19 protein-coding genes are annotated in these 19,154 nt (G+C 69.2%); 10 read left to right on the top strand and 9 right to left on the bottom strand.

Translation table 11 applies throughout. The features are described 5' to 3' along the window. Positions 1-50: 50 nt before the first annotated feature. A complete protein-coding gene (gene miaB, locus Vgi01_RS22555) occupies positions 51-1,553 on the bottom strand; it encodes a tRNA (N6-isopentenyl adenosine(37)-C2)-methylthiotransferase MiaB (protein ID WP_102660347.1) in 1,503 nt (500 codons plus the stop codon). A 52-nt stretch (positions 1,554-1,605) separates the two neighbouring features. Here miaB and Vgi01_RS22550 point away from each other — a divergent pair, with 52 nt between their 5' ends. Next, positions 1,606-1,815: a DUF2277 family protein gene (locus tag Vgi01_RS22550; RefSeq protein WP_102660346.1), complete on the top strand. Its 210-nt coding sequence runs from the start codon at positions 1,606-1,608 to the stop codon at positions 1,813-1,815. Between the two features lie 70 nt (positions 1,816-1,885). Here Vgi01_RS22550 and Vgi01_RS22545 read toward each other — a convergent pair whose 3' ends face one another. Both Vgi01_RS22545 and selD read right to left on the bottom strand, forming a co-directional pair. Next, the gene (locus tag Vgi01_RS22545) at positions 1,886-2,365 is read right to left on the bottom strand and encodes a hypothetical protein (RefSeq protein WP_102660345.1); all 480 of its coding nucleotides are present in this window, start codon (positions 2,363-2,365) and stop codon (positions 1,886-1,888) included. A 351-nt stretch (positions 2,366-2,716) separates the two neighbouring features. Continuing rightward, the gene (selD, locus tag Vgi01_RS22540) at positions 2,717-3,706 is read right to left on the bottom strand and encodes a selenide, water dikinase SelD (RefSeq protein ID WP_204292268.1); all 990 of its coding nucleotides are present in this window, start codon (positions 3,704-3,706) and stop codon (positions 2,717-2,719) included. A gap of 182 nt (positions 3,707-3,888) precedes the next feature. On the opposite strand from selD, the gene Vgi01_RS22535 reads away from it, so the two are divergent. The 9 genes from Vgi01_RS22535 (at position 3,889) to Vgi01_RS22495 (ending at position 12,199) form a co-directional block, all read left to right on the top strand. Further along, the gene (locus tag Vgi01_RS22535; RefSeq protein ID WP_013732248.1) at positions 3,889-4,644 is read left to right on the top strand and encodes an amino acid ABC transporter ATP-binding protein; all 756 of its coding nucleotides are present in this window, start codon (positions 3,889-3,891) and stop codon (positions 4,642-4,644) included. 60 nt (positions 4,645-4,704) lie between these two features. Further along, a complete protein-coding gene (locus Vgi01_RS22530) occupies positions 4,705-5,568 on the top strand; it encodes a glutamate ABC transporter substrate-binding protein (RefSeq protein ID WP_102660343.1) in 864 nt (287 codons plus the stop codon). An 81-nt stretch (positions 5,569-5,649) separates the two neighbouring features. After that, positions 5,650-6,324 (top strand): amino acid ABC transporter permease, encoded by a 675-nt coding sequence (locus tag Vgi01_RS22525; protein WP_102660342.1) that lies wholly within the window; start codon positions 5,650-5,652, stop codon positions 6,322-6,324. Beyond that, positions 6,324-7,196 carry an amino acid ABC transporter permease gene (locus Vgi01_RS22520; RefSeq protein WP_102660341.1) on the top strand — a complete coding sequence of 291 codons (873 nt, stop codon included), beginning with the start codon at positions 6,324-6,326 and terminating at the stop codon, positions 7,194-7,196. The genes Vgi01_RS22525 and Vgi01_RS22520 overlap by 1 nt, the downstream gene beginning before the upstream one ends. Positions 7,197-7,723: 527 nt before the next feature. Beyond that, positions 7,724-8,122 carry a hypothetical protein gene (locus Vgi01_RS22515; protein ID WP_102660340.1) on the top strand — a complete coding sequence of 133 codons (399 nt, stop codon included), beginning with the start codon at positions 7,724-7,726 and terminating at the stop codon, positions 8,120-8,122. A 29-nt stretch (positions 8,123-8,151) separates the two neighbouring features. Further along, positions 8,152-9,126, top strand: coding sequence for a hypothetical protein (locus Vgi01_RS22510; RefSeq protein ID WP_204292267.1), 975 nt, complete (start codon positions 8,152-8,154; stop codon positions 9,124-9,126). Further along, positions 9,123-10,298, top strand: coding sequence for an efflux RND transporter periplasmic adaptor subunit (locus Vgi01_RS30810; protein ID WP_239089106.1), 1,176 nt, complete (start codon positions 9,123-9,125; stop codon positions 10,296-10,298). The genes Vgi01_RS22510 and Vgi01_RS30810 overlap by 4 nt, the downstream gene beginning before the upstream one ends. Before the next feature lie 3 nt (positions 10,299-10,301). Further along, positions 10,302-10,964, top strand: a complete 663-nt coding sequence (locus Vgi01_RS22500; protein ID WP_204292266.1) for an ABC transporter ATP-binding protein — start codon at positions 10,302-10,304, stop codon at positions 10,962-10,964. Next, complete coding sequence (locus Vgi01_RS22495) at positions 10,961-12,199, top strand: ABC transporter permease (RefSeq protein ID WP_204292265.1); 1,239 nt, start codon at positions 10,961-10,963, stop codon at positions 12,197-12,199. Before Vgi01_RS22500 ends, Vgi01_RS22495 begins: the two co-directional genes overlap by 4 nt. Positions 12,200-12,328: 129 nt before the next feature. Here Vgi01_RS22495 and rny read toward each other — a convergent pair whose 3' ends face one another. The 6 genes from rny to Vgi01_RS22465 all read right to left on the bottom strand — a co-directional run bounded on the left by rny (position 12,329) and on the right by Vgi01_RS22465 (position 19,007). Beyond that, the gene (rny, locus tag Vgi01_RS22490) at positions 12,329-14,095 is read right to left on the bottom strand and encodes a ribonuclease Y (RefSeq protein ID WP_013732235.1); all 1,767 of its coding nucleotides are present in this window, start codon (positions 14,093-14,095) and stop codon (positions 12,329-12,331) included. Between the two features lie 619 nt (positions 14,096-14,714). After that, positions 14,715-15,455 (bottom strand): 3-keto-5-aminohexanoate cleavage protein, encoded by a 741-nt coding sequence (locus Vgi01_RS22485; RefSeq protein ID WP_102660335.1) that lies wholly within the window; start codon positions 15,453-15,455, stop codon positions 14,715-14,717. 33 nt (positions 15,456-15,488) lie between these two features. Continuing rightward, positions 15,489-16,181, bottom strand: a complete 693-nt coding sequence (locus Vgi01_RS22480; protein ID WP_102660334.1) for a regulatory protein RecX — start codon at positions 16,179-16,181, stop codon at positions 15,489-15,491. An 8-nt stretch (positions 16,182-16,189) separates the two neighbouring features. Beyond that, complete coding sequence (recA, locus tag Vgi01_RS22475; protein WP_119573308.1) at positions 16,190-17,236, bottom strand: recombinase RecA; 1,047 nt, start codon at positions 17,234-17,236, stop codon at positions 16,190-16,192. A gap of 185 nt (positions 17,237-17,421) precedes the next feature. Further along, complete coding sequence (locus Vgi01_RS22470) at positions 17,422-17,622, bottom strand: DUF3046 domain-containing protein (RefSeq protein WP_102660332.1); 201 nt, start codon at positions 17,620-17,622, stop codon at positions 17,422-17,424. Beyond that, positions 17,613-19,007, bottom strand: coding sequence for an MFS transporter (locus Vgi01_RS22465; protein ID WP_204292264.1), 1,395 nt, complete (start codon positions 19,005-19,007; stop codon positions 17,613-17,615). The genes Vgi01_RS22470 and Vgi01_RS22465 overlap by 10 nt, the downstream gene beginning before the upstream one ends. Positions 19,008-19,154 lie beyond the last annotated feature (147 nt).

The raw sequence follows: 19,154 nt of genomic DNA, 5'->3' as shown, positions 1-19,154 counted from the left end.
CCGGCTCGATCAGACCCGGTCGGCCCGGCTCAGCGGGTTGAACGACCGGCTCAGTGCGAGACGGCGCAGCCCGTCGTCGGCTCGGGCGCCGCGGCCGGCGCGCCGATGGTGGGCAGGCCGAGCAACACCCCGGGGGTACGCGCAGTACGCCCCGCCTCGGCCGCGTCGCCGGCGCGGGTACGCCGGTGCGACAGCGGCTCCCCGTCGGCGTTGAGATGATGCGGTGCGGCGTAGGTGACCACGGTGTGCACGATGTCGCCCGGACGGATCGCCCCGGCGTACGACCCGGCGTCGAAGTGCACGAGACGCCCGTCGCGGGCCCGCCCGGACAGCCGCCCGGTGCGCTCGTCCTTGCGGCCCTCGCCGACGGCGACCAGGACCTCGACCGCCTCGCCGACCAGCTTCTTGTTCTCCGCCCAGGTGATCTCCTCGACGCAGGCGATCAACCGCTCGTAACGCTCCTGCACGACCTGTTTGGGCAGCTGACCGTCCATGGTCGCGGCCGGCGTGCCGGGGCGCTTCGAGTACTGGAAGGTGAAGGCGGAGGAGAACCGGGCCGCCCGGACCACGTCCAGGGTGCGCTCGAAGTCCGCCTCGGTCTCGCCGGGGAACCCGACGATGATGTCGGTGGTGATGGCGGCGTCGGGCATCGCCGCGCGGACCTTGTCGATGATGCCCAGGTAGCGCTCGGCCCGGTACGACCGGCGCATCGCGCGCAGCACGTCGTCGGAGCCGGACTGCAACGGCATGTGCAGCGAGTGGCAGACGTTCGGCGTCTCGGCCATCGCCGCGATCACGTCATCGGTGAAGTCCTTCGGGTGCGGGCTGGTGAACCGCACCCGCTCCAGCCCGTCGATGTCCCCGCAGGCCCGCAGCAGCTTGCCGAAGGCGTACCGGTCGCCGAACTCCACGCCGTAGGAGTTGACGTTCTGCCCGAGCAGGGTCACCTCCAGCACGCCTTCGTCGACCAGGGCGCGTACCTCGCTGAGGATATCGCCGGGGCGGCGGTCCTTCTCCTTGCCGCGCAGAGCGGGCACGATGCAGAACGTGCAGGTGTTGTTGCAGCCCACCGAGATCGACACCCAGCCGGCGTACGTCGACTCGCGGCGGGTGGGCAGGGTGCTCGGGAAGACGTCGAGGGATTCGAGGATCTCCACCTCGGCGGCGGTGTTGTGCCGGGCCCGCTCCAGCAGCACCGGCAGTGAACCGATGTTGTGCGTGCCGAAGACGACGTCCACCCAGGGCGCCTTGCGGACGATGTCGCCCCGGTCCTTCTGGGCCAGGCAGCCACCGACCGCGATCTGCATCCCCGGATGCCGGTCCTTGACGGGACGCAGATGACCGAGGTTGCCGTACAGGCGGTTGTCGGCGTTCTCCCGGACCGCGCAGGTGTTGAACACCACCACGTCCGGGGAGTCGTCGCTCTCGCCCGCACGGACGTAGCCGGCCTGCTCCAGCAGCCCGGAGATGCGCTCGGAGTCGTGGACGTTCATCTGGCAGCCGTAGGTGCGCACCTGATAGGTGCGCGGGCCGCCCGCCGCTGCGGTAGTCATGACGTGCACAGCGTATCCGGCGCCCTGTGATCGAACGGAACGAGGAGGAGCCGTGTGCCGAAGCATCAAGACCCTGCGTGAGCCGTACACCCCGGAGGTCACCGACGCGGACGTGGAGGCCGCGGCGTTGCAGTACGTGCGGAAGATCTCCGGTTTCCGCGCGCCGGCGGCGCACAACGCCGCCGCGTTCGACGCCGCGGTGACCGCCGTCGCCGCCGCCACCCGCACCCTCCTCGACGACCTCGTCGTCCGCGGCCGGTAAGGAAGGGCACCTTGTTAACGCCTGCGGTAGAGCAAGGGGCCCCTGTTAACGCTCAGGCCCCGTGATGTGCTCAGGCGGCGGCGAGGGCGGGGTTCACCGAGTCGGGGGCCCAGCGGGACCGGTGGCAGCGTGACCAGCCTCGGCAGCGCGGGTCGGCCTCGGTGCACAGCCGCCGGTTGCTGAGCACCTCGCCGTCGTCGGTCTCCTGCACGTCGAAGTGCACCGGGCGGATGCTGCCGTCCGGCGCGACAAGCAGGTGCCGGGTCTCGTCGAGCGTGTCGTCGCGCACCAGGCAGTTGCGGTCCAGCAGCCGGGCCAGGGCCGCGATGCTGGGCAGCTCGGGCAGGCCGTCGGGCACGCCGTAGCAGTCCACGATCGTGGCGAACTCCCCTGGCGCCTGCCAGACATCGCAGACCACCGCGTACGTGGGCAGCCGCACCGGGTCGGCGACGGCCAGGGGCATCACCACCCGACCGAGCGCATCGGCCAGTGCCGGGTAGACCTCCACCGGTCGTACCTGGTCGATTCTCCAGTTCCACAGCTCGGTCATGCCGCCTCCTCGCTGTGCTCGTCCGACGGGCCTCGGGATCGGGCCCTACCCACGATGGTGCGGGGCATTTGCCCCCAGGCGGGGGCAAGTTACCGGTCTGTGACCATTCTGGGCAAATTTCCCCGCAGCACATCGCTGTGGGTAGCGGGAAGGTGACAGTTTATCGGGTATCGTGCCCGCTCCCCCGCACGGCTCGCCGCGCGCCAGCGCCGACGCCGGCACCTCGCGCGCAGATCGACCAGACCGCTGCCAGCGCCGACGTCGGCACCTCGGGCGCAGGGTGACCAGACCGCTGCCGACGCCGACGACACTCGGGCAGGGCGACCGGGTGGGTGGCGACCGGACCTCGGGCTAGCGCAGGACGACCAGGTGGTCGCCGCGGGGCAGGAGCTCACCGATCACGGGTGCGCCGGGAATCTCGCCGGCCACCAGCAGACCGCCCGAGGTCTGCGCGTCGGCCAGCAACAACCGGTCGATCTCCCCGGCCGCGGCCAGGTCGGTCCACGGCGTGACCCACTCCAGGTTGCGGCGCGAGCCACCGCTGACGTACCCGTCCCGGGCGGCCTCCCGGGCACCGGCCAGGTAGGGCACCCGGTCGATGTCGATGGCCACCGTCAGCTCGCTGGCGCGGGCCAGCTTCGAGGCATGGCCGAGCAGACCGAATCCGGTCACATCGGTTCCGCACCGCACTCCGGCCGCGACCGCCGCCCGGGCCGCCTCCCGGTTCAGCGTGGTCATGGCCGCGACCGCCTCGGGGAAGCTCTCACCGGTGTTCTTGTGCCGGGTGTTGAGGACGCCGACTCCGAGCGGCTTGGTCAGCGACAGGGGCAGTCCGGCCCGCCCGGCGTCGAGGGTGATCAGCTCGTCGGGGCGGACCAGCCCGGTGACGGCCAGGCCGTACTTCGGACCGTCGTCGTCGACGCTGTGCCCACCGGCCAGGTGGCAGCCGGCGGCGCGGGCGACGTCCAGCCCACCCCGCAGCACCTCCCGCGCCAGTTCCAGCGGAAGCACCTCCCGTGGCCAACAGAGCAGGTTGAGTGCGACGAGCGGCTCGCCGCCCATCGCGTACACGTCCGACAGCGCGTTGGTCGCGGCGATCCGGCCCCAGTCGTAGGCGTCGTCGACCACCGGGGTGAAGAAGTCCGCGGTGCTCACCACGCCTGTCCGCTCGTCGAGCCGGACCACGGCGGCGTCGTCGCCGTGCTCCAGCCCGACCAGCAGATCCGCGGAGCCGGCGGCGGGGCCGAGACCGGCCACCATCGCCTCCAACTCGCCCGGCGGGATCTTGCACGCGCATCCGCCACCCCGGGCGTACCTGGTCAATCGCACCTGCTCGGCCACCCTCACATGATCTACATCACCGGCCCGTGACGCCACCCGGAGCGGGCAATTTCGGACGCCGGGACGCGATCCGCCACGGTGTTACCGCTCCGTGACCATCTGAGTTGTGTTCAGCCACGTCACCCCGCCTACAGTGGCCGTCATCCAGGGGTCGACCGACCCCGAAAGTAACGAGGGGGACGGTGGACGACGTGGCGACGGGCGAACCGCTCATCGTGCTCGACTCGGTCAACAAGTGGTTCGGGCCGCTGCACGTGCTGGACGACGTCTCACTGTCGGTGGGTCGTGGCGAAGTGGTCGTGGTGATCGGCCCGTCCGGCTCCGGCAAGTCGACCCTGTGCCGCACGATCAACCGACTTGAGCCGATCAACTCGGGCACCATCACCTTCGACGGGCAGAAGCTGCCTGCGGAGGGCAAGGCACTGGCCAAGCTGCGCAGCGAGGTCGGCATGGTGTTCCAGTCCTTCAACCTTTTCGCGCACAAGACGATCCTGGAGAACGTCACTCTGGGCCCGGTCAAGGTGCGCAAGGAGAAGCCGGCCGCGGCCCGTGAGCGAGGTCTCGCCCTGCTCGACCGGGTGGGCATCGCCAACCAGGCCGACAAGTTCCCGGCCCAGCTCTCCGGCGGTCAGCAGCAGCGTGCCGCGATCGCCCGGGCGCTGGCCATGCAGCCCAAGGCGATGCTCTTCGACGAGCCCACCAGCGCCTTGGACCCGGAGATGGTCGGCGAGGTGCTGGACGTCATGACCTCGCTCGCCCGTGACGGCATGACCATGGTCGTGGTCACCCACGAGATGGGCTTCGCGCGGCACGCCGCCAACCGGGTCATCTTCATGGCCGACGGCAAGCTCGTCGAGGACGCGGCCCCGGCGGAGTTCTTCGCCAACCCGCGCAGCGAGCGCGCCAAGGACTTCCTCTCCAAAATCCTCACGCACTAAAGGCCCCCCGTAGCGGAGTGTGCCGTGGCCCGGCAGGCTCCCGTTCCAGAAGGAGAACAAATGCGAATGAAGCGTATGGCGGCAATCGCCGCTGCTGCCGGTCTTGCGGTCACCATGGCCGCCTGCGGCGGCGACAGCGACGAGGCCGGCAGCGGCTCCGGCGCCACCGGCATCGTCGGCAAGGCCGAGAGCCAGAAGAAGCTGGTCATCGGCGTCAAGGCCGACCAGCCGGGCCTGGGCCTGCAGACCGGTAGCCAGTACGAGGGCTTCGACATCGAGATCGGCAAGATCATCGCGAAGGGCCTCGGCGTCGACGCGGGCAACATCGAGTGGAAGACCACCGTGTCGGCCAACCGTGAGCCCTTCATCGAGCAGGGCACCGTCGACCTGGTGGTGGCCACCTACACCATCAACGACGAGCGCAAGCAGAAGATCAACTTCGCTGGCCCGTACTACATCGCCGGCCAGGACCTGCTGGTCAAGTCCGACTCCACCCTGACCGGCCCGGACCAGCTGGCCGGCAAGACGGTCTGCTCGGTCAGCGGCTCGACCCCGGCCAAGCGGATCCAGGAGAACTACCCGGACGCCCGGCTGCAGCAGTTCGACTCGTACTCCAAGTGCCTGCCGCTGCTCGACGGTGGCCAGGTTGACGCCGTGACCACCGACGACATCATCCTCGCCGGCTACGCCGCGCAGGACCAGTACGCCGGCAAGTTCAAGGTCGTCGGCAGCACCTTCTCGGACGAGCCGTACGGCATCGGCCTGAAGAAGGACGACACCACCGGCTGCGAGAAGGTCAACGAGATCCTCAAGGCCGCCGCCGCCGACGGCAGCTACAAGGCTGCCTGGGACGCCACCCTGGGCAAGAGCGGCACCCCCGCGCCCGAGCTGGACACCACCAAGCTGACCCACTGCGGCGCATGACCGGTACCGGAGCCGGCATCCTGAGTGGGTGCCGGCTCCGGCCTGTCACCGGCCGCCGACACGTGCCCCGGGAGCCGAAGCATGCACGTATTCTCTGATCCGAAGAACTTCGACGCGTTCCTGTCGAGCTTCCTCTGGATCCTCAAGCTGACCGGCGCGTCCGCCGTCGGCGCGCTGGTGCTCGGCGTGCTGTTGGCCGCGATGCGGGTCTCCCCCGTACCCGTGCTGCGCGGCTTCGGTGCAGCCTGGGTCAACATCTTCCGCAACACCCCGCTGACCCTGGTCATCTTCTTCTGCTATTTCGGTCTGTTCGTCACCCTCGGGCTGAGCCTGTCGCAGGATCTCTTCCTGAACATCTACTGGCTCGGGGTCATCGGCCTGTCGACCTACACCGCGGCGTTCGTCTGCGAGGCGGTCCGTTCCGGCATCAACACGGTGCCGACCGGGCAGGCCGAGGCGGCCCGCGCGATCGGGCTGACCTTCGCACAGACCCTGCGGATCGTGGTGTTGCCGCAGGCCGCGCGTTCGGTGATCGCGCCGTTCGGCAGCATCCTGATCGCGCTCTGCAAGAACGCCACAATCGTCGGCACGATCGGGCTGATGGAGTCCTCCAGTGTCATGAAGGACCTGATCAACTTCAACGGTGACGCGGTCATCCCGATCTTCCTGGTCTTCGCCGGCACGTTCGCCGCGATCCTCATTCCCACCGGCTACTTCTTCGGCTGGCTGGCCAACCGTCTGGCGGTGAAGCGCTGATGAGCACCAGCAGCGTCCTCTACGACCACCCGGGACCCCGCGCCAAGGTTCGCAACACCGTCCTGAGCGTGATCTTCGGTGTCGCCCTGGTCGGGCTGGTCTACTGGATCTACAGCAAGTTCGACCAGGCGAACCAGTGGGAAGGGTGGCTCTGGAAGCCCTTCGCCGAGCCGAAGACGTGGACGCAGTTCATCCTGCCGGGCTTGTGGGCCACCCTGAAGGCGGCCGGGGTCGGCATGCTGCTCTCGCTCGCCTTCGGCATCATCTTCGCCGTCGGGCGGCTTTCCGAGCACAAGTGGATCAGCATCCCCGCCGGCGCGGTCGTGGAGTTCTTCCGGGCCGTACCGCTGCTGCTGATGATCTTCTTCGTCTTCTACGGCCTGCCGTACGTCATCAAGCAGCCGGTGACCGCGTTCTGGTCAGTGGTGATCGGTCTGACCCTCTACAACGGGTCGGTGCTGGCCGAGGCGTTCCGGGCCGGCATCCGGTCCCTGCCCGGCGGGCAGTCCGAGGCGGCGTACGCGATCGGCATGCGCAAGACCCAGGTCATGCAGCTGATCCTGATCCCGCAGGCGGCCCGGGCCATGCTGCCGATCATCGTCAGCCAGCTGGTGGTGCTGCTCAAGGACACCGCGCTCGGCTACATCGTGGCCTACCCCGAGTTGCTCCAGCGCGGCGTCAACGACCTCGCCGCCAACTACGGCAACATCATCCCGGCAGCCATGGTGATCGCGGTCATCTACATCATCATCAACTCCATCCTCACCTGGTTCGCCGGTTGGCTGGAGCGGCGCACCGGCACCCGTCGGGTGCGGGTGCCACGGCAGCGCGCCGGCACTGCCAGCTCCACAGTCGTCGAGCCGCAGGGCTGAGCCGAAGTCGACATACCCGAAGCGGGGCCGGCCCAGATGGGCCGGCCCCGCTTGTTCGTCTGTGGCCGCGTCCCTGATGGCGGGGGTGCCCCGGCGGCCCACAGGGGGTTGCTTCTCCCCGAGACCTGACGTTCGCATGGCTCGATGTCGCAGTCGACTTCACCGCCCCTCCGCCGATAAGCACCAAAAACGACCAGATCGAAGTAGAGCAGCCTGCCGCCGACCTTGCCAAGCGACGGGAAATCGGCCATCATTCATATGTCCCAACGGGGTTCAGGTTCCCCCGAACTGGGACCACACGGGGATTCTTACAGTTTCAGCCAGCAGCGACTGCTGCTGCTTTCAGCCTGCTTGAGGCTCCGTGCTGGCAATTTTGCGCCACCGGATTGTGCATGCCTCGGTCACCTCGACGCTCGGGGCGTTCCGCATATTTCCGGAGCGCAACCAACGGGGGCTCAACGGTTCAGGTGCGACGCATACGCTCCTGCCACAATTCCGCGCGGCCCCTCGACGTTCGAGGAGAGTGCATGCGAGTACGCCAGATCATCGCCGCCGCCATGACAGGTGCCGCCGCAGTGGCAATTGCCGCCGCACCGGCGCAAGCCGACAGAGGCGATTCGAAGGCCGCCTGCAACAAGGGCGAGATCTGTTTCCAGTGGATCTACGACAATTTCTCCACCAGCTCGTACCAACGGCACTTCTGGTACAACGACTCGAACCACGGAAACGACTACTGGTCGAACATCCCGGATCTGTACCCCGCTTTCGTGATCAAGGACGACGCAGAGGGCCTCTGGAACAGGGACACCACCTGCGCCGTCACCGTGTACGACCTGGCGAACTACGCCACCCCGTACACCACCTTCCCGCGCGACTTCCGGGCCGCCATCAGTCCTCGTAACAACTCGCACAAGCGCTGCGCCTGATCGTCCATCGGCGGGCACGCCGAAACGGCGTGCCCGCCGACGCACAGGAAGTGGTCATTTTTCGAGGGGATCAAGTGAAAGTTCGCAGGCGCACGAGTGCCGGGTGGCTGGTCGCTCTCATCACCATATCGTCGTTCGCCACGGCATGCTCCAGTTCCGCGGATGATCCGCCCGCAGATATGTCGGCGGCAAGCTCGGACCATCCTTTCTCACTCTTCCTGGGCGAAGAGATCGGGCAGATCGACTACGCGCAGCTGAAGGTTCGGAACAAATGCCTGGCCAAGGCCGGTTATCCACAGAACCTGAACGTCATGCTGGGACAACCCCGGAATCCGTTCCGGCATCTGATCATCACAGCCCGCACCTTCGGTCCCACTTCAGTCGAAGAAGCGAAACGAGTTGGTTTTGGCCGAGACTCGCTGTCGGCACCACCTTCGGTCGTCAGCTTCGATCCGAATTATGACAGAGCCTACGACAGCTGCACTGATGACGCCTGGAAAGCCCTTTCGGATGACGCCAAGAATGTGTATTACGGCTACTTCGACCTGGGAAACAAGCTGAGCCAACCCCTCTCGCGGACCATCAATGAGCGGATGGGCGTCTCGGCATGGCAGAAGCTGCTGTCCTGCCTTGACGACAAGGGCCACCGGCCGAGGAGCGAACAGGAGTTCCTCCAGACGCCGAACCCGGGACTCTTCGGTGTTCCCGTCGGTGTAGATGCCGCTGAAGGCCTGGATCGCTGGCAGCCCAAGCAGGTACCTGGAACTGTCGAGGTGGGGCCTGCGGTGCCTGCGACCCAGTATCAGGCCGGTCCGGTGGAAAGCGCCCTCGCGGTCGCCTGGTTCGAGTGCCGGCAGCAGACCGGCATCGACAAACTGCAACTTCAGACAGCGGTTGAGGTCCAACGGGAACTCGTCGACAAGTACGAGTCCTCTTTCATGGAGCTGAACCCGCAGGTTACGCGCATCGCGAAGCAGGCCGCCGAACTGATCGGCGCCCCGTGATCCCCGTCGACGCCCTCGTCATTCGACGACGGCGCGCCGTCCGCCTTGTCGTGCTCTTTCTGGCTGCTGTCCTGCTGGTCACCGCCGGCGCGGTTCTGGTCGGTCCGGCCCTGCGGTCGCCGAACCAACTGGCTGCCGACGCCGCGCCGCCTTCGCCTTCGCTGGTGACGGCGGTGGTGGAGCGGCGCAAGCTGGTCGAGCCGGTCGTGCTTCGGGGGCGTGTCCAGCCGGGGGCGAGTGTGCGGGTGCTCGCTCCGCCCGCCGCGATGGGCCCGAGCAGCGTGGTGACGAAGGTGCCCGTGCGCAAGGGCGACCGGATACGGGAGGGGCAGGTACTGCTTGAGCGCTCCGGGGAGCCGCTGTTCGCCCTGGCACTCCGGTTCCCGCTCTACCGCGACCTCACCGCCGGCGCCCAGGGACCGGACGTCGTGGAGGTCCAGCGGGCGCTGCGCCGTACTGGCTATTCCGCGCCGACGTCCGGGGTGCTCGATGGCGCGACTCTGCGGCAGCTGGCGAAGTTCTACCGTGACCGCGGCTACCGGCTGGGCTCAGCGCAGGAAGATCGGCCTTCCGGGCAGTCACGTGCCGTGCAGATGCCGCAGTCCGCCGTAGTCGTGATCGACCGGACGGGCCGTCGTGTCAGCATGGTTCATGTGCGGGTCGGACAGACCTTGGCAGACCCCAAAACGCCGATAGTCGAACTTGACGGCCGAGCGCCTGTCATCGTCGCCACCGCGGCTGTGGATCAAGCAGCACTCATTCGGCCCGGCCAACAGGTCGACGTCATCGACGAGCTTGGTGAGACGCGTACGAAGGCGAGCGTCAGTGAGGTCAGCGACCAGGCGATGTCGAGCCCCGACGGCCAGACCGGCATAGAGATACGGCTGCAGTTCACCGAGGTGCCGATGACCGGATCTGCGAACCGGTCGGTACGGCTGGATGTCCGGACTTCCGCCGCTGAGGAGGTGCTGGCCGTGCCGGTGTCGGCCATCTACTCCCGCCCCGACGGCTCGATGTTCGTCACACTCGTGGACGGGGGCGACGCGACAACCGACGTCACGGTGGTGACGGGACACATCGCGGGCGGCTGGGTCGAACTCCGGGAACCGATCCCGCCGCCAGTCGCCGCCGGTGCCGCAGTGCTGGTCGGCGAGCAGACGGCGGGTGGCTGATCCATGCTGGTTCTCCGCGACGTCTCGCGCACCTATCAGGACGGCCAGCCCGTTCATGCGCTGCGCGCCACAAACCTGCGTGTCGAGCAGGGCGACTACATCTCGATCACCGGCCCCTCCGGGTCCGGCAAGTCGACACTGCTCAACCTTGTCGGCCTGCTCGACGTACCCACGGCCGGCTCCTACCTGATCGGCGGGATGGAGACGGCGGACTGCGGGCCCGCCACCCTCGGCGCCATCCGTGGCCAGCTCTTCGGATTCGTCTTCCAAGCATTCCACCTGCTCCCCGGACGCACGGCTGTGGAAAACGTCGAGCTTGGGATGCTGTACGGACCGCACACGCGGCGGCAACGGCGGTCGATGGCGACCGAGGCGTTGGAGCGTATGGGCCTGTCCCATCGCATGCACGCCGACCCCCGCCAGCTTTCCGGTGGTGAGAAGCAACGGGTAGCGATCGCCCGCGCGGTCGCGGCACGCCCCCGAGTCCTCTTCTGCGACGAACCGACCGGCAACCTCGACACCACGAACACCGCTGCGGTTCTCGCCGTGTTGCGGCAACTCAATCAGGACGGGCTGACCCTGATCGTGGTGACCCACGACTCGCAGGTCGCATCGGAGGCCCGCCGCCGGCTTCGTGTCACCGACGGTGTCGTGGACGAGACGTGAGGACGAGACGGCGCAAGGAACGCGACGAGATCGGGCGCCTAGGGATCGAGCGGTCCCGGCTGGACATCCGCGATCTGTTCCGGGAGGCATCTGTCTCCGTACTCAGCAACCCCGGCCGATCACTCGTAACGGTCGTTGGCACGATCCTCGGCGCGGCTGCGTTCGTGGCCAGCCTCGGTCTCGGCTCCACGCTCAACCAGCAGGTTTCCACCGCCTTTGATCTGCGGCGAGCCACCGAGGTCCTGGTCGAACCGGAAGACCAGGCGACGACGGACGGGTGGCTTCAGGATGCGGCCATTGGTCGACTCACCCGGCTCAACGGCGTCGTGGCCGCCGGACGGCGGGTCAGTCTCGGGGAGCGTCCGATGCGTCGGATGATCGACCTTCGGCAATCGTCGACGGGCGTACCCGTGATCGGCGCGGACCCGTCGGCGTTGCAGGTAATGGCACCCCGGCTGACCGTGGGAAGAAGCTTCGGCGAGTTCCACGAACGCCATGCCACACCGGTGGTCATGCTCTCCACCACGGTGGCACGCCAACTCGGAATCCATCGGACCGGCGTCGCGGTTTTCGTGGCCGATCAGGCCCATACCGTGGTCGGGATCTTTCACGACGTCGAACGCAGACCGGAGGCCATGGCTGCGGCCATCGTGCCGTACTCGGCGGCGGAACGCCTCGATCAATCCGGCGCCAGCCAGCCGGCAAAGAGGGACGTGCTGGTGGAGACGTCGCCCGGCGCGGCGCAACTCATCGGCAGGCAGGCACCGCTGGCTCTCCGCCCAGAAGCGCCGGCCGAGTTGAGAGCCGTTGCGCCGCCGGATCCGCGCACACTGCGCCAGGAGATCGAGGGCAGCACCACCAGGACGACGCTGTTGATCAGCGGCGTTGCCCTGCTGATGGGCACCATCTCGATCGGTAACGCTGCGACAAGTGGCGTAGCACAGCGCACGGGAGAGATCGGTCTGCGACGGGCAGTCGGAGCGCGGCGACGCCACATCTTCGGTCAGTTGGTCCTGGAAACCACTGTGTTGGGCGGGCTGGGTGGAGCCGTCGGTGCCCTGCTCGGCGTGCTGACCATCTCAATCGTGTCCGTCGTCAACGGCTGGACACCAGCCGTCGAGATCCGGTCCGCCTTGTTCGCCTGCACGGCCAGCACCATCGCCGGTCTACTGGCGGGCCTCGTCCCGGCGGCTCGGGCCGCCCGCATCCCTCCGGTGCAGGCACTACAGCGATGACACAACGCGCCCGTCGTCGAAGCGCGGCCAAGGCGTTGCAGGAGCGTCAGCGGCCGTTCTTAAGAGGCTGAGTGGAGGACCCAACCGGGACGGCACGGTTCATCCCCGCCGTCCCGGTTGGATCCTCCGTCAGCGGGCGATCTCGGTGACCCGGGACTCGCGGACCACGGTCACCCGGATCTGACCGGGATAGGTCAGCTCCTCCTCGATCTGCTTGGCCACGTCCCGGGCCAGCACCGCCGCGCCGATGTCGTCGACGTCGTCGGGCTTGACCATCACCCGGATCTCCCGGCCCGCCTGCATGGCGAAGACCTTCTCCACGCCGAGCTTGCCGGCCGCGATCTCCTCGATCCGCTCCAGCCGCTTGACGTACGCCTCCAGGCTCTCCCGCCGCGCCCCCGGCCGGCCGCCCGAACAGGCGTCCGACGCCTGGGTCAGCACCGCCTCGACGGTCTGCGGCGGCACCTCGTTGTGGTGCGCCTCGATGGCGTGCACCACGTCCTCACTCTCGCCGTACTTGCGGGCCACGTCGGCACCGATGATGGCGTGGCTGCCCTCCACCTCGTGGGTGAGCGCCTTGCCGATGTCGTGCAGGAACGCCGACCGCTTGATCAACGGCACGTCGAGGCGCAACTCGGCGGCCATGATGCCGGCGATGTGCGCGGTCTCCACCAGATGCTTGAGCACGTTCTGCCCGTACGACGTGCGGTAGCGCAACCGGCCCAGGAGGGTGACCAGCTCCGGGTGGATCTCGGTGATGCCGACCTCGACCAGAGCGTCCTCAGCGGCCCGCTGGCACAGCTGGTCCACCTCCTGCCGGGCCAGGTCGTGCACCTCCTCGATCCGGTGCGGGTGGATCCGCCCGTCCAGCACCAGCTTCTCCAACGTCAACCGACCCACCTCGCGGCGCACCGGGTCGAAGCAGGAGAGCAGCACCGCCTCCGGGGTGTCGTCGATGATCAGGTTGACCCCGGTCACCGACTCGAAGGCGCGGATGTTGCGGCCTTCCCGGCCGATGATCCGACCCTTCATCTCGTCACCCGGCAGATGCAGCACGCTGACCACGCTCTCCGCGGTCTGCTCACTTGCCACCCGCTGGATCGCGTCGACCACGATGTGCCGGGCCCGCTGCTCCGCGGTGGACCGGGCATCCGACTCGATCTCCCGTACCAGCAGCGCGGCCTCCCGCTTGGCCTGGCCCTCGATCGCCTCCACCAGCTCGGCCCGCGCGCTGTCGGCGGTCAACCCCGCGACCCGCTCCAACTCCCGACGCCGCTGGCTCTCCGCCTCGGCCAGCTCCTTCTCCCGGGCATCCAGGGCCGCCTCCCGGGCGGCGAGCGCGGCACTGGCGGCGGTCAGCTGCCGTTCCCGCTCGGCCAGCCGCTCCACCTCCTCGGTGTGCATCCGCTCCCGCTCGTCCATCCGGGCCGCCCGCCGCTCCACCTCGGCCGCCTGCTCCCGGGTGGTCGCGGCGAGCACCGCCACCTCCCGCTCGCCGCTGCGCCGGGCCGCGGTCCGCAACTGCTCGGCATCGGCCTCGGCCTGCTTGTGCGCCCGTTCGAGCACCGTGTCCGCCTCGGCGCGGGCGTCGTCAAGGACCCGACGGGCCTCCGCCCGGGCCGCCTTCGCCTCCGCCTTGGCCGCCGCCGCCTCGGTGCGGGCCGCAGCCGCGGCGGACTTCGCGACGTCGATCGTGCTGTTCGCCTCGTCGGCAGCCGTCCGCAACGCGGCCAGCGACTGCTCCTGGCGATCCTTCTCCGCGATGTACGCCGGATCCTCCGGCGCCGGCCGCGTCTGCAACCCACGCAGCACCCGCGCACCGAAGACCGCCGCGGCGAGCACCACCAGGGTCAACACCAACACGACGATCAGGAGTACGACGTCCAGCGCCCTCATGCCGGCACTCCGCTCCGCCGAGCCGCCCGACGGCCCGACTCGGCACGCCCTCGAAACGCCGGTTCCGGGTGCCCTGAACTCTGCTCACCCTCGTCGGCAGCGCCGGAGTCGGCGCCAGCCGGTTCGCAACGCTCGCTCATGCTGGCCACCCGGTGAACCTCTGTCGCCTCGCCATGGCGCGCCTCCCCTGAACGTCGCGCCGTAGGAATCCGCCGGTGGGCGTGTTCCTACGGCTCTGGACGCCCGACCGGAGCGCAGGCCGTGGATAGCTCTCCCCGCCGACGGTGTCCCTCGAACCGTCGGCAGGCCAGGTGCAGTTGTCGCCTCGGCCCCGGACCGGCCTGTCCGAAGCTGGCGTCAGTGGCCGTTCCTGCTGGCCAAAGTGATGCTGTTCTGTTACGCGATCTATGTTGTGCGCTTAGCCTGCGCTTGGTCGGGCAATGTGAGCCTTTATGGCGAGGCTAGGTCTCTGACGGCGTCCGGTCAAGAAGTCATGATCAAACCACCCGGACGGAGAGAAGTTGCACAGTGACGCTGCGCTGATGACGAGTCGGGCGGCTGCGGACAATCGCGACGTTCGACTGCCCGTTGGGCCGCGCTGCCGCCGCCTACCGCACGGTCAGCCGGCACCCAACGCCACGGCAGCGGCCACCAGAGCGGCATTGTCCCGCGCGAGCGACCCGTCGGGCAGCCGGAGCGTGTCCTCCAGCCCGATGCGGGTGTCCAGGCCTCGCCGGACCGCCTCCGCCAACACCACCCAGACGCCGGCACCCTCGGCGTGCAACAACACCGGTGACCCGGTGTCGAGACCGGCATCGAGGTGCCCACCGTGCCCCGACGGCGCGAGCGCGTCGAGCATAGCCGCCGCTTCGGCCAGGGCAGACTCGGACGACGGCGCCATGCATTCCACAAGCACCCGACCGACCGGCACCCGCCATCCGCGGTACGCCTCGACCGCCGGCACCGTCCAGAGCCCGGCCTCCACCATCACGCCCCGCTCGTGCAGCGCCCGCGCGACCGCCTCCGCCCCCGGCTCGTGCGCGTTGACCGAGGCGAAGTCGGGCAGCACCGTCCAGGCACCGACCGCCGCCGCCCGGGCGAGCGGATCCGGTTCGATCCACGCCCCGGTGCTCACCCCCACCGGCAGGCCCGGCACCGCGGCACGGATCGCCACGACCGCGTCGGCGATGTCCGCCGGACGCAACGACTCAACCCCGTCGGCGGTACGCGGGTGGACGTGCACCGCACCGACACCGAGCCCGGCACACCGGGCCGCGTCGGCCGCCAACTCGGTCGGGCTCAACGGCACGTCAGGGTGGGAGTCACGACCACGGTCACCGTTGAGGCAGGCCAGCAACACCTCGCACCTCCTCTCGACCAAGCCGGTCGGCGATCACCCCTCGGTATCGGCGAGGGCGTCGGCGTCGATCTGCTCGGCGAACTCGGCCGCCTCGGCGCTCTGCGCCGCGAGTGCGTCCTTCACGGCCCGAATCGCCACCCCCGGCGGGTAACCCTTGCGGGCCAGCATGCCGACCAGCCGCCGGAACACCGCGTCCGGCTCACCACGGGCGGTACGCAGCTTGCGGTCGACAAGCGCACGGGCCGTCTCCGCCTCGGTGCTCTCGTCCAACTCCTCCAGCGCCGCGCTGGCTGTGTCACCGTCCACTCCACGTTGCCGTAGCTCGTTGGCCAACGCCCGACGCGCCAGCCCACGACCGGCGTGCCGGCTGCTCACCCAGGCTCGGGCGAACGCGGCGTCGTCGATGATGCCGACCTCGTCGTAACGGTCGAGCACCGCGTCGGCGGTCTCCTCGGAGATGCCCCGCCGGGCCATCGCCGTGGCCAACTCGGCACGGGTCCGAGGGCGGACCGCAAGCTGCCGCAGGCAGATCTCCCGGGCCACCTCGGCCTCGTCCCGAGGGGTGTCAGTCGCCTGGTCGGCGTCGGCCCGCCCGACGGCACCGGGGCCCGGTGTGGACTCGTCACCGGACGTGCGGCGGCCCCGGCGCGGACGCGGTGTGGGATCGCCCGTGCGGGGCGGACTGGCGTCCCAGCCCCGCCCCGTGCGGGCACGTCGTCCAGCCACTGATCAGATCAGAAGTCGACCGGCGGCAGCTCCGGGCCACCGGCGGCATCGCCCGCGCCCACCCCGACGCCGAGCTTCTCCAGGATCTTCTTCTCGATCTCGGCGGCCACGTCCGGGTTCTCCCGGAGGAACTCGCGGGCCTTCTCCTTGCCCTGGCCGAGCTGGTCGCCCTCGTAGGTGTACCAGGCACCGGACTTCCGGATGATCGCCTGCTCGACACCGACGTCGATCAGCGAACCCTCGCGGGAGATGCCCTTGCCGTACATGATGTCGAACTCGGCCTGCTTGAACGGGGAAGCGACCTTGTTCTTCACGACCTTGACCCGGGTGCGGTTACCGACCACGTCGGTGCCGTCCTTCAGGCTCTCGATGCGCCGCACGTCCAGCCGGACCGAGGCGTAGAACTTCAACGCCCGACCACCCGTGGTCGTCTCGGGACTGCCGAACATGACCCCGATCTTCTCGCGGAGCTGGTTGATGAAGATCGCGGTGGTGCCGGTGTTGTTGAGTACACCGGTGATCTTCCGCAGCGCCTGGCTCATCAGCCGGGCCTGCAGACCCACGTGGCTGTCGCCCATCTCACCCTCGATCTCGGCGCGCGGCACCAGCGCGGCGACCGAGTCGATGACGATGATGTCCAGCGCGCCGGAGCGGACCAGCATGTCCGCGATCTCCAGCGCCTGCTCACCGGTGTCCGGCTGGGAGACCAGCAGGGCGTCGGTGTCGACGCCGAGGGCCTTGGCGTACTCCGGGTCGAGCGCGTGCTCGGCGTCGATGAAGGCGGCGATGCCGCCGTTGCGCTGGGCGTTGGCCACCGCGTGCAGGGCAACCGTGGTCTTACCGCTGCTCTCCGGGCCGTAGATCTCGATGACCCGCCCGCGGGGCAGACCGCCCACGCCGAGCGCGACGTCGAGCGCGATGGAGCCGGTGGGGATGATCGCGGTCTGCACGACCGGCCGCTCCCCCAGCCTCATCACCGAGCCCTTGCCGAACTGCTTGTCGATCTGAGCGAGAGCAAGGTCGAGCGCCTTCTCCCGGTCAGGCCCTGCCGCCATCGTTGCCACCCCTGCCTTCGCCGGCGTCTTTCCTGAGCTTCGCGTCACGCGACACACGCTAGGCGCTGGGTCCGACAGAAAACCAGCCGACCTGCCGTGGCCTGTGGACGAGCACCTGCCTGTGGACAATAGCCGAACAGGTGTACGAGTCGGCAAGAGACACGCGGAAGTAACGAATCGACTGCTCAGCGTAGCCGGGTCGGCACCCGGTCGGGGTAGGCGGCGACCACCGCACGCCACACCACGTGCGTCTGCTCACCGTCGGCGAAGGCCTGCTCGATGGTGCGCCCACCGAGCTGCGACAGCACCTGATCGCTGGCGATACTGGCCGCGTAGCCCGGCCCGAACGCCTCCTCCAGTCGCGTCCAGAAATCGGTCAGCCGCACTTTGCCCGACCCTCCTCGTCCGGTGCGCCCGGCCGCACCGGACGCAACGCTAGCGCCAGCAGCGGCGCCACCGCGACCGCGGCGAGCAGGCTCAGCACCGGATAGCCCGCCCACTGCATGACAAACCCGCTGACCGCCCCGGCCAGCGCGCCGGCCAGCCCCATCAGCAGGTCGGACAGGCCCTGCGCGTGGGGACGGATCGCGTCCGGCACCGACTCCGACAGCAGGGTGGAACCGGCCACCATGGTCGCCGACCAACCCAGCCCGAGCAGCACCAGCCCGACGGCGAGCCGGACAGTGCTGTGCCCGGCGGTGCCGGCGACCGCGCAGGCAGCCAGCAGCATGCCGACCCCGCCCAGGATGACCCCGCGCCGGCCGAGCCGGTCGGCCAGCCAGCCGACCACCGGCGCCAACGCGTACATGCCGGCGATGTGCAGGCTGAGCACCAGTCCGACCACCGGAAGCACATCCTCGACGGGATAGTGGTCCCGCAGGTGCACCGGGGCCATCGCCATCACCGCCACCATCACCAGGTGGCCGACCGCCACGGCGGCGACACCGAGCCGGGCGGCGGGCTGGGCGCGTACCACCAGCCAGCCGGCACGCAGGCCCGCGCCGCGCCCGGCCGACGGCGCGGCGGGCAGCTTGACCGGCGTCGCCGCACCGGCCTCGGCGGCCACCGCCCCGGCCGGCCCGGTGCCGCCCGGCCCGGTGGCGGGGTCGGTGCCGGTCCGGGCCGCTGCGAGCCGGCGGGCGGTGAGCAGCGGGTCAGGTCGTAACAACAGCAGCAGTACGCCGGCAGCCAGCAGGAACGCCACAGTGCTGAAGGCGAACGGGCCGGACAGTGGTGGCAGTCCCAACCCCCCGCCGGCCCGGTCGGCGAGCGCGGCGAAGTTCGGTGCCGCCACCGCGCCGACCGTGGTGGCCCAGACGATCAGTGACAGTTGCCGAGCCCGACGGTCCGGTGCGGCAAGATCGACCGCGGCGTAGCGGGCCTGGAGATTGGCCGCGGAGCCGCCACCGAACATGAGCATGCCGAGGAAGAGCAGCGGGATCGACCCGCTCGTCGCGGCGAGCACCACCAGGGCACCGCCCACGGCCCCGACACCGTACGCGAAGGCCAGACCGGGGCGACGGCCGTGCCGGGTGATGATCCGGGTGACCGGGATGGCGAGCAGCGCACCGCCGACCACGGCGGCGCTCAGCACCAGGCCGGAGACCGCGGTGCCGGCGATCTCGGCAGCGAGCAGCCCGCCGACGGCGATGCCGATGGTCACCCCGATGCCACCGATGATCTGGGTGCTGAACAGCAGCCGCAGGGTACGCCGCTGGATCGGCCCGATGTCGGGCGGTGCGGATGCCGTGGTGGTCACGTCGGTGGTCACGGTTCTCCTCGGCTTCCGTCACAGTTCCAGGCCACGCCCGAGACTTTCCTCATGATCCCGATGGCGCCGCCGTGGACCGGTCGCACCCGACCCGCCGGCCAGGCTGTCGCGAGCTGCTGCATCGCGGCAAGTGTGTCAGCATTCCGC

This window comes from Micromonospora gifhornensis, assembly GCF_016863515.1.
Classification (GTDB): Bacteria; Actinomycetota; Actinomycetes; order Mycobacteriales; family Micromonosporaceae; genus Micromonospora; species Micromonospora gifhornensis.
This window is presented reverse-complemented; position numbering and strand designations above follow the sequence as displayed.

Coding starts and splice junctions, on each gene's coding strand:
- miaB (WP_102660347.1), bottom strand. CDS start 1,553: ATGACTACCGCAGCGGCGGGCGGCCCGCGCACCTATCAGGTGCGCACC.
- Vgi01_RS22545 (WP_102660345.1), bottom strand. CDS start 2,365: ATGACCGAGCTGTGGAACTGGAGAATCGACCAGGTACGACCGGTGGAG.
- Vgi01_RS22530 (WP_102660343.1), top strand. CDS start 4,705: ATGCGAATGAAGCGTATGGCGGCAATCGCCGCTGCTGCCGGTCTTGCG.
- Vgi01_RS22525 (WP_102660342.1), top strand. CDS start 5,650: ATGCACGTATTCTCTGATCCGAAGAACTTCGACGCGTTCCTGTCGAGC.
- Vgi01_RS22520 (WP_102660341.1), top strand. CDS start 6,324: ATGAGCACCAGCAGCGTCCTCTACGACCACCCGGGACCCCGCGCCAAG.
- Vgi01_RS22515 (WP_102660340.1), top strand. CDS start 7,724: ATGCGAGTACGCCAGATCATCGCCGCCGCCATGACAGGTGCCGCCGCA.
- Vgi01_RS22500 (WP_204292266.1), top strand. CDS start 10,302: ATGCTGGTTCTCCGCGACGTCTCGCGCACCTATCAGGACGGCCAGCCC.
- rny (WP_013732235.1), bottom strand. CDS start 14,095: ATGAGGGCGCTGGACGTCGTACTCCTGATCGTCGTGTTGGTGTTGACC.
- recA (WP_119573308.1), bottom strand. CDS start 17,236: ATGGCGGCAGGGCCTGACCGGGAGAAGGCGCTCGACCTTGCTCTCGCT.